Annotated in this window: 10 protein-coding genes; 4 read left to right on the top strand and 6 right to left on the bottom strand. The window is 74.1% G+C overall.

All coding sequences use genetic code 11. The features are described from left to right. Nucleotides 1-93: 93 nt before the first annotated feature. The 4 genes from AC4BDD_RS08405 to mce all read right to left on the bottom strand — a co-directional run bounded on the left by AC4BDD_RS08405 (nucleotide 94) and on the right by mce (nucleotide 7,245). Nucleotides 94-975: a hypothetical protein gene (locus AC4BDD_RS08405; protein ID WP_490690348.1), complete on the bottom strand. Its 882-nt coding sequence runs from the start codon at nucleotides 973-975 to the stop codon at nucleotides 94-96. Between the two features lie 223 nt (nucleotides 976-1,198). Beyond that, complete coding sequence (locus AC4BDD_RS08400) at nucleotides 1,199-2,134, bottom strand: cellulose-binding protein (protein ID WP_490690347.1); 936 nt, start codon at nucleotides 2,132-2,134, stop codon at nucleotides 1,199-1,201. Between the two features lie 289 nt (nucleotides 2,135-2,423). Then, on the bottom strand, nucleotides 2,424-6,623 hold the full coding sequence (scy, locus tag AC4BDD_RS08395) for a polarized growth protein Scy (protein ID WP_490690346.1): 4,200 nt from the start codon (nucleotides 6,621-6,623) through the stop codon (nucleotides 2,424-2,426). A 181-nt stretch (nucleotides 6,624-6,804) separates the two neighbouring features. Further along, entirely contained in the window at nucleotides 6,805-7,245 is a 441-nt protein-coding gene (gene mce / locus AC4BDD_RS08390; RefSeq protein ID WP_490690345.1) for a methylmalonyl-CoA epimerase, read from the bottom strand. A gap of 141 nt (nucleotides 7,246-7,386) precedes the next feature. On the opposite strand from mce, the gene AC4BDD_RS08385 reads away from it, so the two are divergent. Further along, entirely contained in the window at nucleotides 7,387-8,595 is a 1,209-nt protein-coding gene (locus tag AC4BDD_RS08385; RefSeq protein WP_490690344.1) for an acetyl-CoA C-acetyltransferase, read from the top strand. Nucleotides 8,596-8,646: 51 nt separating this feature from the next. Further along, the gene (meaB, locus tag AC4BDD_RS08380) at nucleotides 8,647-9,606 is read left to right on the top strand and encodes a methylmalonyl Co-A mutase-associated GTPase MeaB (protein WP_490690343.1); all 960 of its coding nucleotides are present in this window, start codon (nucleotides 8,647-8,649) and stop codon (nucleotides 9,604-9,606) included. 537 nt (nucleotides 9,607-10,143) lie between these two features. On the opposite strand, the gene AC4BDD_RS08375 is transcribed toward meaB, so the two are convergent. Next, complete coding sequence (locus AC4BDD_RS08375) at nucleotides 10,144-10,566, bottom strand: PepSY domain-containing protein (protein WP_490690342.1); 423 nt, start codon at nucleotides 10,564-10,566, stop codon at nucleotides 10,144-10,146. Between the two features lie 126 nt (nucleotides 10,567-10,692). On the opposite strand from AC4BDD_RS08375, the gene AC4BDD_RS08370 reads away from it, so the two are divergent. Together AC4BDD_RS08370 and AC4BDD_RS08365 are read left to right on the top strand one after the other, a co-directional pair. After that, complete coding sequence (locus AC4BDD_RS08370; RefSeq protein WP_490690341.1) at nucleotides 10,693-11,355, top strand: response regulator transcription factor; 663 nt, start codon at nucleotides 10,693-10,695, stop codon at nucleotides 11,353-11,355. Between the two features lie 43 nt (nucleotides 11,356-11,398). Continuing rightward, nucleotides 11,399-12,946 carry a sensor histidine kinase gene (locus AC4BDD_RS08365; protein ID WP_490691708.1) on the top strand — a complete coding sequence of 516 codons (1,548 nt, stop codon included), beginning with the start codon at nucleotides 11,399-11,401 and terminating at the stop codon, nucleotides 12,944-12,946. Nucleotides 12,947-12,994: 48 nt separating this feature from the next. Here AC4BDD_RS08365 and AC4BDD_RS08360 read toward each other — a convergent pair whose 3' ends face one another. Continuing rightward, the gene (locus AC4BDD_RS08360) at nucleotides 12,995-13,471 is read right to left on the bottom strand and encodes a MarR family winged helix-turn-helix transcriptional regulator (RefSeq protein WP_490690340.1); all 477 of its coding nucleotides are present in this window, start codon (nucleotides 13,469-13,471) and stop codon (nucleotides 12,995-12,997) included. Nucleotides 13,472-13,491 lie beyond the last annotated feature (20 nt).

Below are 13,491 nucleotides of genomic sequence, written 5' to 3'. Positions count from 1 at the left end.
GGATAACCATGAGAGTGCGGTTCCGGTCACGGCGGAAAGTGAGCAGTTCGTGATGTGAAACGGAAACCCTCAAGGGCGGATCGGGCATCAGGGTCATTCCGCGGCGGACGGCCGCGGCGGAATACGCCCCGCTTGATTCCAGTGATTCCAGCTCGCCGGCTCCGCGTACCGGCGGAACGCCTCCTGCGGCAGTGACCAGCCCTCCTCGCGGAAAATCCGGGTCCCCGCGGTCCGCACCGCCTCGTCCGCCCGCGCCCGGGCCACCCAGGTGGCCGGATCCGGGCCGAGCAGCTGCCGCAGCGCCGCGGAGGCCGCCAGCAGCCCGGCCAGCAGGGTGCCCTGGTCGCCGCCACCTGGCCGGGGCGCGCCGTCCGGGCCCGCCAGCACGCCGTGGGCGCTGACATAGAGGAACGCGCGGCCGAGTGGATCACCGGACGGCAGCGTCATCGGGAAGTCCTCGCCGGGCAGCGCGATCCGGTGGTAGTTGTGCTCGGTGGCGTCCACGGCCCTCAGCTGGTCCGCGTCGAACCAGCTGACCACCAGCTCGGTCTCGGCGCGCGGATCCGCGTACGGCGCGCCCGCGACATAGCCGGCCCGCCCGATGTGGGCCGAGATCCCGACCCCGATGCCGCGTACCCGCACCGGCACCATGGGCACCGCCGCCGGGAGGCCGCGCCGGGCGAACTTGGCGCGCAGTTGCGCGGGGGAGGCGTTGGAGCCGACGGCGATCACCGCGCGGCGGTCCGCCACGGGGGCTTGGCCGAGCCGGGTGAGCAGGTCGTCCAGCGGCTGGGCGGCGCAGCCGGGCGAGTCGACCGGCCAGCCGCCGAGCGCCGAACCGGGCTCCGCCGCCAGCGGCCACAGCTCGCCCTCCACCAGGAGCGCGGGCCCGGTCACCGGACGGCCGGGGTAGCTGAGCGGGTGGTCGAGCGGGACGGCGGTGAAGCCCAGGGCCTCCAGGCTGCGGTCGGTCACCGCACCAGGTTAGGGGGCGGCCGGCGGGTCTCCGCGGCGTCGCGCCGGTGGCGATCCACCGGCCACCCCCAAGGCCGCAGGGCAGTGCGGCGGCGCGGGGCCCGCTCGTCCCGCGCCGCCAACGCGAAACCCCCCGCCACAAGGGTGACGGGGGGCTGAGCCGCGTACTCGCGCGTGCCGCTCGAAGGCCGCGTCCGACCGGCCCCGGGGTGCCGGGCCGGTGTCAGCGGGTCTGCTGGGCCGGCACGCCGCGGGTGGCCGAGTCGTCCTCGGGCGCGCCGGCGGCGGCCACGGCCGCGCCGGTCAGCGTCGCCAGCATCTCGCGGACGTTGGTCAGCTGGGCGTTGATGCTGTCGCGGCGGTTGGTGAGCGCCGCCAGCTCACGCTCGGACTCGCTGCGCACCCGGTCCGCCTTGGCGTTGGCGTCGGCCACGATGTCCTCGGCCTGGCGCTGCGCGGTCTCGACCGTCTGACGGGCCCGGCGCTCCGCGTCCGTGCGCAGCTTCTCGGCCTCCAGGCGCAGCTGCTCGGCGCGGTGCTCGATCTCCGCGAGCCGCTTCTCGGCCTTGGCCTGACGCGAGGCCAGGTCACGCTCGGACTGCTCCCGCCGCTTGGCCAGGTTGGTCTCGAAGTCCGCGGCGGCCTGGGCGGCCTTGGCGCGGGTCTCCTCGAACAGCGCGTCCGCTTCCTCACGCTTGGACTGCGCGTCCTTCTGCGCCTCGGACCGCAGCGTGGACGCCTCGCCCTTCGCCTTCTCGACGATCCGGACGCCCTCGTCCTCGGCCTTCGCCTTGCGCTCGGCCGCGAACGACTCCGCGTCGTTGCGCACCTGCTGGGCGGCGGACTCGGCCAGCTCACGGTGCTGCTCGGCGGCTCGACGGGCCTCCTCACGCAGGTCCTTGGCCTCCTCCTCCGCGAGCCGGAGGATCTTCTCGACGCGCGCGCCGAGCCCCGCGTACGAGGGCTCGGCGTCATTGACCTGGGCCTGGGCGTTCTGCGTTTCGAGGTGCAGCTCCTCGATGCGCTTTTCCAGTGAGGTGATGCGGGCCAGAGCACTGTCACGGTCGGCGACGAGTTTGGTAATGCGGTCGTCCACCTGACCGCGGTCGTATCCACGCCGCACGAGCTCGAAGCCGAAGGGGGAGGAAGTGTCGCTCATGGGGTTCCTGTCGAAAGAGACCGGTGAGGTGATAGAGGGAATCCTAGGGGGCGCGACGGCGTGTCATCGAGTCAATGCCCGTTTGATCTGGAGAATGTCCAGCCTTTTGAGTGGACAATGCACGGACCACTTGTCACTCGTTGGAGGGAACCGGGTGATACGGACATCGACCGCCCTTTCCCGGCCTCACCGGGGCACGTTCGACGCTCGGTGAAGCGCGCCCGGTCCCGCCCCCGAAGGCCCGTCCGGGCGCGTGCCCGGACGTTCCCCCAGCTCTTCCCGCTCTCTCCTAGGAGCCCGACCCCTTGCCGCCGGAGCGGGAAGCGCCCGCGCCGGCCGCTGCCTTGACCCCGCCGTCCTTGCCGTCCCCGCCGGAGCCCCCGCCCGGGGCGCCCAGCGAACCCAGCGCCTCAAGCACGTCCTGGACCCGCGAGATCTCCGCGTTGATGTCCTCCTTGCGGCGGGCCAGCAGCTCCAGTTCGCGCTTGCCCTCCTCGACGACGCGGCGGGCCTCCTCGCGGGCCTCGGAACGCATCCGCTCCGCGTCCCGGGTGGCGTCGGCCTTCTTCTGCTCCGCCTCCTTGAGCAGCCCCTCGGCCTTCTTCACCGCCGCGATCCGCACCTTGGCCGCCTCGCTGTCGGCGTCCGAGAGCACCTTCTTGGCCTTCTCCTCGGCCTCCAGCGACTGCGCGGTGGCCGCCGCCACCAGCTTGTCGACCCGCTCGCCGGCCGCCTTCATCTGCTCGGTGGACTCCCGGCGGGCCCGCTCGTGCAACTCCTCGACCTCGGACTCCACCCGGGCGCGCAACTCCTCGGCACGCTCCCGGATGGCGGTGGCGTCGCCGCGCGCCTCGCCCAGCATGGTGTCCGAATCCGTACGGGCCTTCTCCACCAGGCCGGTGGCCTCCGCACTCGCCTCGGTGACGAGCCGCTCGGCCTCCTTGCGGGCGGCACCGACCATCGCGTCGGCCTGCTCCTCGGCGGCGGTGGCGGTCCGCAGCGCGGCCTCCTGAGCCTCCTTGGCGACCTTGTCCGCCTCGCTGCTGGCCTTGCTGACCAGCCGGTCGGCCTGCGCCGCCGCCTCCGCGCGGCGCTTGTTGGCGTCCTGGCGCGCCTTGTCGACGATCGCCTCCGCCTCGGCACGCGCCTCGGCGCGGACCCGCTCCGCCTCCGCGGCCGCGGCGGCCGCGGCCCGCTCGGTCTCGGTGCGGGTACGCGCGGCGTGCTGCTGCGCGGAGTTGACCGTCTCGGCGGCCTCGGTGCGCAGCCGCTCGGCCTCCGTGGTCGCCTCCGAGACCAGCCGGGCGGCCTGCTCGGCGGCCTCCGCGCGGCGCTTGCTGGCCTCCTCGCGCGCTTCGGCGGTGAGCCGCTCGGCCTCCGCGGTGGCCTCGGTGACCAGCCGGTCGGCCTGTGCCGCCGCCTCGGAGCGGATGTTGTTCGCGTCCCCGCGCGCCTCGGCCCGGGTCCGGGCCGCGTCCTGCTCGGCCGCCGCCCGCGCGTCGGTCGCCTCGGTACGCAGCGCCTGGGCCCGCGCGCTCGCGTCGGCGACCAGCCGCTCCGCCTCGGCGGTGAGCCGCCCGGACTCCTCCGCGGCCTCGGTACGCAGCCGCTCGGCCTCCGTGGTCGCCTCCGAGACCAGCCGCTCGGCCTCCGCGGTGCTCTCCGCGTGCAGCCGCTCGGCCTCCGCGGTGGCCTCGGCGACCAGCCGGTCGGCCTGCTCGGCCGCGTCCGTGCGGCGCTTGTTGGCCTCCTCGCGCGCCTCGGTGCGCAGCCGGTCCGTCTCCGCCACGGTCTCGGTGTGCAGCCGCTCGGCCTCCGCGCTCGCCTCGGAGACCAGCCGGTCGGCCTGCTCGGCGGCCTCCGTGCGGCGCTTGTTGGCCTCCTTGCGCGCCTCGGAGGTGAGCCGGTCCGCCTCCGCGGTGGCCTCCGCCACCGTGTGCTCGGCCAGCGCCCTGGCGGTCTCGGCCTCCTCCTGCGCCTCGCCGCGCACCCGGGTCGCGTCGGCCGAAGCCCGCTCCCGCTCGGCGTACGCGTCGGCGCGGACCCGGTCCGCCTCCTCCTGCGCCGAGGTCAGGGTGCGCTCCGCGGCGTGCTCGGCGGCCGACCGCAGCCCGGCGATCTCCGCCTCGGCCTGCTCCTGCAGACCGGACACCGAGTCCCGCACCTGCTGGGCGGTCTGCTCGGCCGCCGCGACCAGCTCGGTCGTCCGCTGCTCGGCCTCCTCGACCAGCCGCTGCGCCTCGGCCTGCGCCTCACCGACCCGCTTACGGGCCGACGCCAGCAGCTCCTCGCTCTGCTCGTGCGCCCGCTCCCGCTCCTGCTGCGCCTCGCTCCGCGCGTCGCCCAGCAGCTGCTCGGCCTCGCGGCGCCGCCGGGCCGCCTCCTCCTGGGCGGCGCTCAGCGCCTCGGCGGCCTCGGTGCCCAGCCGCTCGGCCGCGGCGCTCGCCTCCGCGCGCATCCGGTCGGCGGTCTCCTGCGCCTCGGTGCGCAGCCGCTCGGCCTCCGCGGCCGCCTCGGCGCGCAGCCGGGCCGCGGTCGCCTCGCCCTCGGCACGGGCACCGGCCGCGTCCGCGGCGGCCTCGGTGCGCAGCCGCTCCGCCTCCGCCTCGGCCTGCTCCTGGAGCGACCGCAGCCGCTCCGCGGCCTCGGCGCGCTGCCGCTCGCTCTCCTCGGCCGCCTCGCGGCGCAGCCGCTCGGCCTCCGCGCGCGCCTCGCCCAGCGCCTCCTCGGCGGCCGTGACCCGCGCCTCGGCCTCCTCGTGCCGCCGGGTCAGCTCCGCCTCGGCCTCGGCCCGGCGCGCGGCCAGCGCCTGCTCGGTCTCCTCACGCAGCCGCTCGGCGGCCTCGGCCGCCTCCGACTTGACCGCCTGGGCCTGCTCCTCGGCGGAGGAGACCAGCTCCTCGGCCTCGCCGCGCGCCCGCTCCAGCGCCTCCTCGGCCTGCTTGCGCAAGCCGCCGGCCCGCTCGATGGCCTCGGTGCGCACCCGCTCGCTGTCCGCGGTGGCGCCCGAACGCGTCTCCTCCGCGTCCGCCTTGGCCTTGGTCAGCAGCTCCTCGGCGGTCTTGGCCGCCTCCTCGATCTGCTGGACGGCCTCCTTGCGGGCCTCGCCGCGGATCCGCTCGCCCTCGGAGACCGCCTCGGCGCGCAACTGCTCGGCCTCGCCGCGCAGCCGCCGCGCCTCCTCCTGCAACTCGACCGTCTTGGCGCGGTATTCCTTGGTGTCGTCCTGCGCCGCGCCCTTGAGCTGCTCGGCGGTGTCGTGCGCCTCGGCCCGCAGCCGGTCGGCCTCGGCCTCCGCCTCCCGCCGGATCCGCTCGGCCTCCTCGGCGGCCGCCTTGGTGGTGGCCTGCGCCTCCTCGGACGCCTTGGAGAGCACCTCCTCGGCGCTGCGGGCCGCCTTGGCCAGCTGCGCCGCGGAGTCCTCAACCGCCTTGGCACGCGCGGTCTCCTGGGCCTCGGCGATGTGCCGCTCGGCCTCGGCACGCGCGTCGTCCCGCAACTGCTCGGCCTCGGCCCGCAGCGCCTCGGCCTCCTTGGTGGCCTCGGCCACCAGCCGGGCGACCTCCGCCTTCGCGGTGCGGCCGCGCTGCTCGTTGTCCGCCTCCGCGGCCGAAAGCCGCTTGGCCGCCGCGTCCTTGGCCTCCGCGATCAGCTTCTCGGCCTCGGCACGCGCCTGCCGCAGCGCCTCCTCGGCCTCCTGGATCCGCGTCTCGGCGGTGCGGGTCAGCTCGGTGGCCTGGCGGCGCGCCTGATCGGTCTCGGTGACCGTGGAGGTGCGCAGCGCCTCGGCGTGGTCGGTGGCCTCCTGGGCCTGGGTGGACGCCGCGTTCAGCAGCCGCTCGGCGTCGGTACGGGCCCGGCGCAGCAGTGCCTCCGCCTCGGCCCGCGCGGCCTGCACCTCGGCGCTGACGCGCTGCCGGGTCTGCTCGGCCAGCCGCTGCGCCTCGGCGCGGGCGGCGCCCAGCGCCTGCTCGGCCTCGGCCCGCGACTCGTCCATGAGCCGCCGGGCCTGGGACTCGGTGCGGGCCCGCAGCTGCTCGGCCCAGGCGACGTTCTCGTTGACGTGCGACTCGACGGTGGCGCGGCGCTCGGCCAGCTCCTCGTCCAGGCGCTGGCGGCGGGCCACCGCCTCGGCGTGCAGCTCGGACTCCAGCCGCGCCTGCCGCTCGGCCTGCTCCTGGAGCAGCCGCTGGGTCTGGGCCCGCGCCTCACGCAGCTCCCGCTCGGCGTCGGCGCGCAGCTGGTCGGCCTGGATCTGGGCATTGCGCAACAGCTGTTCGGCCTGGTAGCCGATGTCGGCGCTGTCGTAGGCGGGACGGCTGGCGATCGTGCGCCGCGCCTCGTGCAGCTTGGCGCGCAGCACCTCAACCTGGTAGCCGAGATCGTCGGCGTGCTGGACGGCCTTCTCCCGCTCGGTCTTCAGCCGCTCCATCTCGGCCTCGAACTTCGCGAGGTGGTCGTCAGGCTCGTAGCGGTCGTAGCCCCGCACTGCGCGGTCCCATCCGTCCCCTGATCGCGTTGGCAGCCGGCCCCGTCCTGCGTGGTCGTACCGGGGCTGGCCCTTCCGAAGAAATGGTGTCAGATCATCGGCGAAAGCTTGGGCCGGGCCCCGATCCTGCGTTCCCGTACCCCGGCCGAGCCTGCACTCTACCGGCCGGGGAAGGTGAAGGTCAGTGGTGCGTGGTGCCGGATGCCGCCGCGGTCACGAGTTCGGTGAGCACTCCGTGGCAGTCCTTGGGATGGAGGAAGGTGATCCGGGAGTCCATCGAGCCGCGCCGCGGGGCGTCGTAGAGCACCCGCACACCCTTCTCCCGGATGGCCTCGGAGTCGCCGTCCACGTCGGCGGTTCCGAAGGCGATGTGGTGCACGCCCTCGCCGTTCTTGGCCAGCCACTTGCCGACCGCGGAGTCCTCCCGGGTCGGCTCCAGGAGCTGGATGTACGAGGCTCCGCCGTCGTCCGTGGCGTTGATCTTCAGCATCGCCTCGCGGACACCCTGTTCCTCGTTCACCTCGCTGTGGAACACCTCGAAGCCGTAGGTGGCACGGTAGAACTCGACGGTCTTGTCGAGGTCGAAACAGGCGATCCCGATGTGGTCGATTCTTGTCAGCATGTCTTCAGTGCACCGCCCGCGTCCGCGGTTACGCAACGTGCGCGCGATCACACCTACCGGCCGGTGACCGGGCCGGGTACGCGTCAGTACATTGCAGGTAACCCTCGTTAACTTCCTTCCTTCTCCCGAAGGGGTAGCACCATGACCCGTACCGCCGGCTCCACCTCAGTGATCGTCGCGGGCGCGCGTACGCCCATGGGACGGCTGCTCGGCAGCCTCCGCACCTTCTCCGGTGCCGACCTCGGCGGTGCGGCCATCAAGGCCGCGCTGGACCGGGCCGGCATCGGCGGCGACCAGGTGCAGTACGTGATCATGGGCCAGGTGCTCCAGGCCGGCGCCGGGCAGATCCCGGCCCGCCAGGCAGCCGTCAAGGCCGGCATCCCGATGAGCGTCCCCGCGCTCACCATCAACAAGGTGTGCCTGTCCGGGCTCGACGCCATCGCGCTCGCCGACCAGCTGATCCGCGCCGGCGAGTTCGACGTGATCGTCGCCGGCGGCCAGGAGTCCATGACCAACGCCCCGCACCTGCTGCCGAAGTCCCGCGAGGGCTTCAAGTACGGCGCGATCGAGATGCTGGACGCGATGGCCCACGACGGCCTGACCGACTCCTTCGAGGGCATCGCCATGGGCGAGTCCACCGAGAAGCACAACACCCGCCTGGGCATCGCGCGCCCGGAGCAGGACGAGATCGCGGCCCTGTCCCACCAGCGCGCCGCCGCCGCCCAGAAGAACGGCCTGTTCGAGGCGGAGATCACCCCGGTGGAGATCCCGCAGCGCAAGGGCGAGCCGGTGATCTTCGCCAAGGACGAGGGCATCCGCCCGGAGACCACGGTCGAGTCGCTCGGCAAGCTCCGCCCGGCGTTCGCCAAGGACGGCACCATCACCGCCGGCACCTCCTCGCAGATCTCCGACGGCGCCGCGGCCGTCGTCGTGATGAGCAAGGCGAAGGCCGAGGAGCTGGGCCTTGAGTGGATCGCCGAGATCGGCGCGCACGGCAATGTCGCCGGCCCCGACAACTCCCTCCAGTCCCAGCCGTCGAACGCGATCACCCACGCGCTGGCCAAGGAGGGCCTGGGCGTCGAGGACCTGGACCTGATCGAGATCAACGAGGCGTTCGCCGCGGTTGCCGTCCAGTCCATGAAGGACCTCGGCGTGTCCTCCGAAAAGGTGAACGTCAACGGTGGCGCCATCGCGCTGGGCCACCCCATCGGGATGTCCGGCGCGCGCATCGTGCTGCACCTGGCGCTGGAGCTGAAGCGGCGCGGCGGCGGCGTGGGCGCGGCGGCGCTGTGTGGCGGCGGCGGTCAGGGCGACGCGCTGATCATCCGCGTCCCGGCGAACAACAAGTAGCCCCGCGCGCACCGGGCAGGCCATACGGAACGAGGGAGCGGAGTTCAGAAGATGGTTGACGTCCCCCAGCTGGTGGAGCAGGCACGGCAGGGGCGGCCCAGGGCCGTGGCCCGGCTCATCTCCCTGGTCGAGGGGGCGTCGCCGCACCTGCGCGAGGTGATGGCCGCCCTCGCCCCGCTCACCGGCAACGCCTACGTCGTCGGGCTCACCGGCTCGCCGGGCGTGGGCAAGTCGACCTCCACCTCGGCTCTGGTCACGGCCTACCGGAAGGCGGGCAAGCGGGTCGGGGTGCTCGCCGTCGACCCGTCGTCCCCCTTCTCCGGCGGCGCGCTGCTCGGCGACCGCGTCCGGATGTCGGAGCACGCCTCCGACCCCGGCGTCTACATCCGCTCCATGGCCACCCGCGGCCACCTCGGCGGCCTGGCCTGGGCCGCGCCGCAGGCCATCCGGGTGCTGGACGCCGCCGGCTGCGATGTGGTGCTGGTGGAGACCGTGGGCGTGGGCCAGTCCGAGGTGGAGATCGCCGCCCAGGCCGACACCTCCGTGGTGCTGCTCGCCCCCGGCATGGGCGATGGGATCCAGGCCGCCAAGGCCGGGATCCTGGAGATCGGTGACGTGTACGTGGTGAACAAGGCGGACCGGGACGGCGCCGACGCGACCGCCCGCGAGCTCAACCACATGCTGGGCCTCGGCGAGTCACGCGCGCCGGGCGACTGGCGCCCCCCGATCGTGAAGACGGTGGCGGCGCGGGCCGAGGGCGTCGAGCAGGTCGTCGAGGCGCTGGAGAAGCACCGGGCCTGGATGGAGGAGCGGGGCGTCCTCGCGGAGCGCCGCCGCCGCCGGGCGGCCGGCGAGGTCGAGACGATCGCGGTCACCGCGCTGCGTGAGCGGATCGGCGACCTGCACGGCGACCGGCGGCTGGACGCGCTGGCCGAGCGCATCGTCGGCGGCGAGCTGGACCCGTACGCGGCGGCGGACGAGCTGGTGGCGGGCCTCACGAACGGGGCCTGAGCCTCTTCGGTGGCGGCGTGCGGGGTCCGTCGTTGATCGGTGCCACCGGGGCGTCTCTCCCCCAGCTACCGCTGGGCGGTGCCCCCACGGACGGTGAAGCCACCTGCTCGATCGCTGGGTGCGGCTTCGATCGCTTCACCGCCCTGCGGGGAGCGCCCCGGTGTCCCCTTCCGTCGTCCTCGCGGCGCGGCGCCGTGGCGCCTGCTGTCCTCCCGGATGTGGCTCTCCGGGCCGCTGCCCTCGCGGCTGCGGTCCGGGGCTTGCCGTTCCCCAGCTGGCAGCTGAGGGGGCGGCCGCCCTCGCGTCCTCCGGCTCTCCGGAAGGCGTCCTCCCGGCCGGGCGTCCGTGGCCTCGGCAGGCCACGGGGGACAGCCGCTCGACGGCCGGAGGGGGCGTACCGGGGCACTCCCCGCAGAAGGCGCAGCAATCGTCCGTCCACTTCGCGTACGAGCTGGGGGCTGCGCCGCACGAGGAGATGTCCCGGTGCGCACCCGACCCCGGCCACTTGCCAGGCGCACGCCCCAGCCCGCAGGCCGGTCAGTCCTCGTCGTGGTCCGCCGGAGCCGGGGTCACCTTGCCGGTCTTCAGGTCGACCACGAGCTCCCGCTCCTTGCCGTCCTTGCCCAGCACCTCGACCTCCCAGCCCTTCACCGTGCCGTCGTCGTCCAGGTCGACGGAGGTGACCGTCCCGTGCGAGGCGGCGGCCCGCGCGGCCTCGGCGGCGTCCACGGTCGCACCCTTCAGCGCTTCGCGGACCGCGCGGGCATCGGCGGCGTCCTCCCGCGCGTCGTCGGCATCGTCCGCGTCGTCGTCCCGACCGTCGTCGTCGCGGTCCGTGACGTTCACCGTCTTGGCCGCCGCCTTGGGGGCGTCGTCGTCCGCGACCGCGAAGGCCGTGGCGGTGCCGCCGCCGATCAGGGCCACAGCGGCGATGGTGGCGATGACGAGGTTGCGCTTCATGGGGGTTCCTCCGAGTCGTTGTCGGTCCTTGTCGGCTTGACGGAATCCACCATGGCCAGTCGATGCTGAAGCCAGCCTGAAGTCACCTGAAGGGCTCTTCAGGCTCGCTCTGAGATCGTGTGCCGTATGCGTGTGCTGATCGTGGAGGACGAGAAGCGGCTCGCCCTGTCGCTGGCCAAGGGGCTGACGGCCGAGGGCTTCGCCGTCGATGTGGCGCACGACGGGCTGGAGGGGCTGCACCGGGCCGGCGAGGGCCCGTACGACCTGATCGTCCTCGACATCATGCTGCCGGGGATGAACGGCTACCGGGTCTGCTCGACCCTCCGGGCCGCCGGGAACGACGTCCCGATCCTGATGCTCACCGCCAAGGACGGCGAGTACGACGAGGCCGAGGGGCTGGACACCGGCGCCGACGACTACCTGACCAAGCCGTTCTCGTACGTGGTGCTGCTGGCCCGGGTGCGCGCCCTGCTGCGGCGGCGCGGCCAAGGGGCCTCACCGGTGCTGCGGGTCGGCGCGCTCACCGTCGACCGGGGCGCGCGGCGGGTGGAGCGGGACGGCGAGGCGGTCGCGCTGACCGCCAAGGAGTTCGCTGTGCTGGAGCAGCTGGCGCTGCGCCCCGGGGACGTCGTCTCCAAGACCGAGATCCTGGAGCACGTCTGGGACTTCGCCTACGAGGGCGACCCCAACATCGTCGAGGTGTATGTCAGCACGCTGCGCAGGAAGTTGGGCCCCGGGCTCATCGAGACCCTGCGCGGCGCCGGATACCGGCTGGTGGCGCGTGGCTAGGACGTCCGGTCTCAGAACTCTCGGCCGCCGGGCGTTCGGCTCGGTGCGTTCCCGGGCGGCGCTGGGCGCGACCCTGGTGGTCGCCGTCGCGCTGGTGGCCGCCGGTATCGGGGTGCTCCAGGTGCTCCAGCACCATCTGCGTGACCAGGCCGAGCTCCAGGCCGAGGTCGCCGCGCGCGAGGTCGCCTCCCGGCTGGCCACCGGCACCGGCTTCGACCGGCTCGACCTGGACGACGACCCTCCGGTGCAGGTGGTGGACGCGGCCGGGCGGGTGCGGGCGGTCAGCGAGGATCTCCAAGCGCTGAGCGGCACCCCGAGCGGCTCGGTCCACGTCACCAGGGTCGCCGTGCCGAAGCCGGTCGGCGACGACGGCCACGGCGAAGACCGGCCCGCCGCCGACGACCCCGACGACCCCGACGACCCCGACGGCCGCCCCGACGAACCCGACGACCCTGACGACGCCGCCGACGACGACCCCGATGACGCCGACGAGGGCGACCGGGGCGATGACGGCGACGATGACGGCGACGACGAGGAGAAGCCGGGGCCCGGCCGGATCTCCGGCGAGGTCCGCTTCACCACTGGCACCGCCCGGATCGACGACGAGACCGACCACTACGCCTTCGCGGCGGTCGCTGCCGCCACCCCGCGCGGCGAGGAGGTCACCGTCTACGCCGGTGCCCCGCTGGCCGCCGAGCGCGGCGCGGTACGGACCGTGCGGCAGGCCATGCTGGTCGGGCTGCCGGCGCTGCTGGCCGTCGTGGCGGTGGTGACCTGGCTGGTGACCCGGCGCGCGCTGCGGCCGGTGGAGGGGATCCGGCGCGAGATGGGGGCCATCACCGCGAGCACGGACCTGTCGCGGCGGGTGCCGGAGCCCGCCTCGCGGGACGAGATCGCCCGGCTGGCGCGTACCACCAACGAGACGCTGGCGGCGCTGGAGACGTCCGTGGAACGGCAGCGGCGGTTCGTCGCCGACGCCTCGCACGAACTGCGCAGCCCCATCGCCTCGCTGCGCACCCAGCTGGAGGTCGGCGCCGCCCATCCGGAGCTGCTGGACCTGGACGGGGCGGTGGAGGACGTGCTGCGGCTCCAGCGGGTGGCCGCCGATCTGTTGCTGCTGGCCCGGTTGGACGCGGGGGAGCGGCCACCGGCGAGTGGCCGGGTGGAGCTTGCGGCGCTGGTCCGCGAGGAGTTGGCCCAGCGCCCGGGGGACCGGGTGCCGGTGGAGCTGGTCCGGTCGGCCGAGGTGACGGTCGCCGGTTCGCGCGGCCAGCTGGCGCGGGTGCTGGGCAATCTGCTGGACAACGCGCAGCGGCATGCCGCGAGCCGGGTGCGGGTCTCGCTGCGGGCCGAGGGCGGTCAGGCGGTGCTGGGTGTGGCCGACGACGGCGCCGGGGTGCCCGAGGACCAGCGGGAGCGGATCTTCGAGCGGTTCGTGCGCCTGGACGAGGCACGCGCCCGCGACGATGGCGGGGCCGGGCTCGGCCTCGCCATCGCGCGGGACGTGGTGGTGCGGCACGCGGGCACGCTCACCGTCGGCGAGGCGGCGGGCGGCGGTGCGCTGTTCGAGGTGCGGATTCCGTCCGTCTGAGGCGCGGATTCCGTCCCTGCGGTGTCGCCTTGGGTGTGGCGATCGTGGTCAGGGCTGGTTGCGCTGGGCTCGCAGGTGCTCGGCGACCGGGGTGAGGGAGTCGCGCAGCGCCTGCAGGTCCGTGGCGGAGAGCAGGTCGATGAAGTGCCGGCGGACGGAGTCGACGTGGTGTGGGGCGACCTTGCGCATGGTCTCCCAGCCGGTGTCGGTGAGTACGGCGTAGAGTCCGCGCCGGTCCGATTCGCAGTTCGCCCGGCGGACCAGCCCGGCGGTCTCCAGCCGGGTGATCTGGTGGGAGAGGCGGCTCTTGGACTGGAGGGTGGCGGCGGCGAGGTCGCTCATCCGCATCCGGTGGCCCTCGGACTCGGAGAGGTTGACCAGGATCTCGTAGTCGTTGATGGTCAGCCCGAAGGGCTGGAGGTCCCGCTCGAGCTGGTAGGTGAGTAGTCGGCTGACGTCCAGGTGGGTCCGCCAGGCACGCTGTTCCTCGTCGCTGAGCCAGCGGGTGCCGTTCTCGGTCTCCATGGGATGTATTCTACCTAGAG

The organism is Streptomyces sp. JLBT605, from assembly GCF_058215555.1.
This window is presented reverse-complemented; position numbering and strand designations above follow the sequence as displayed.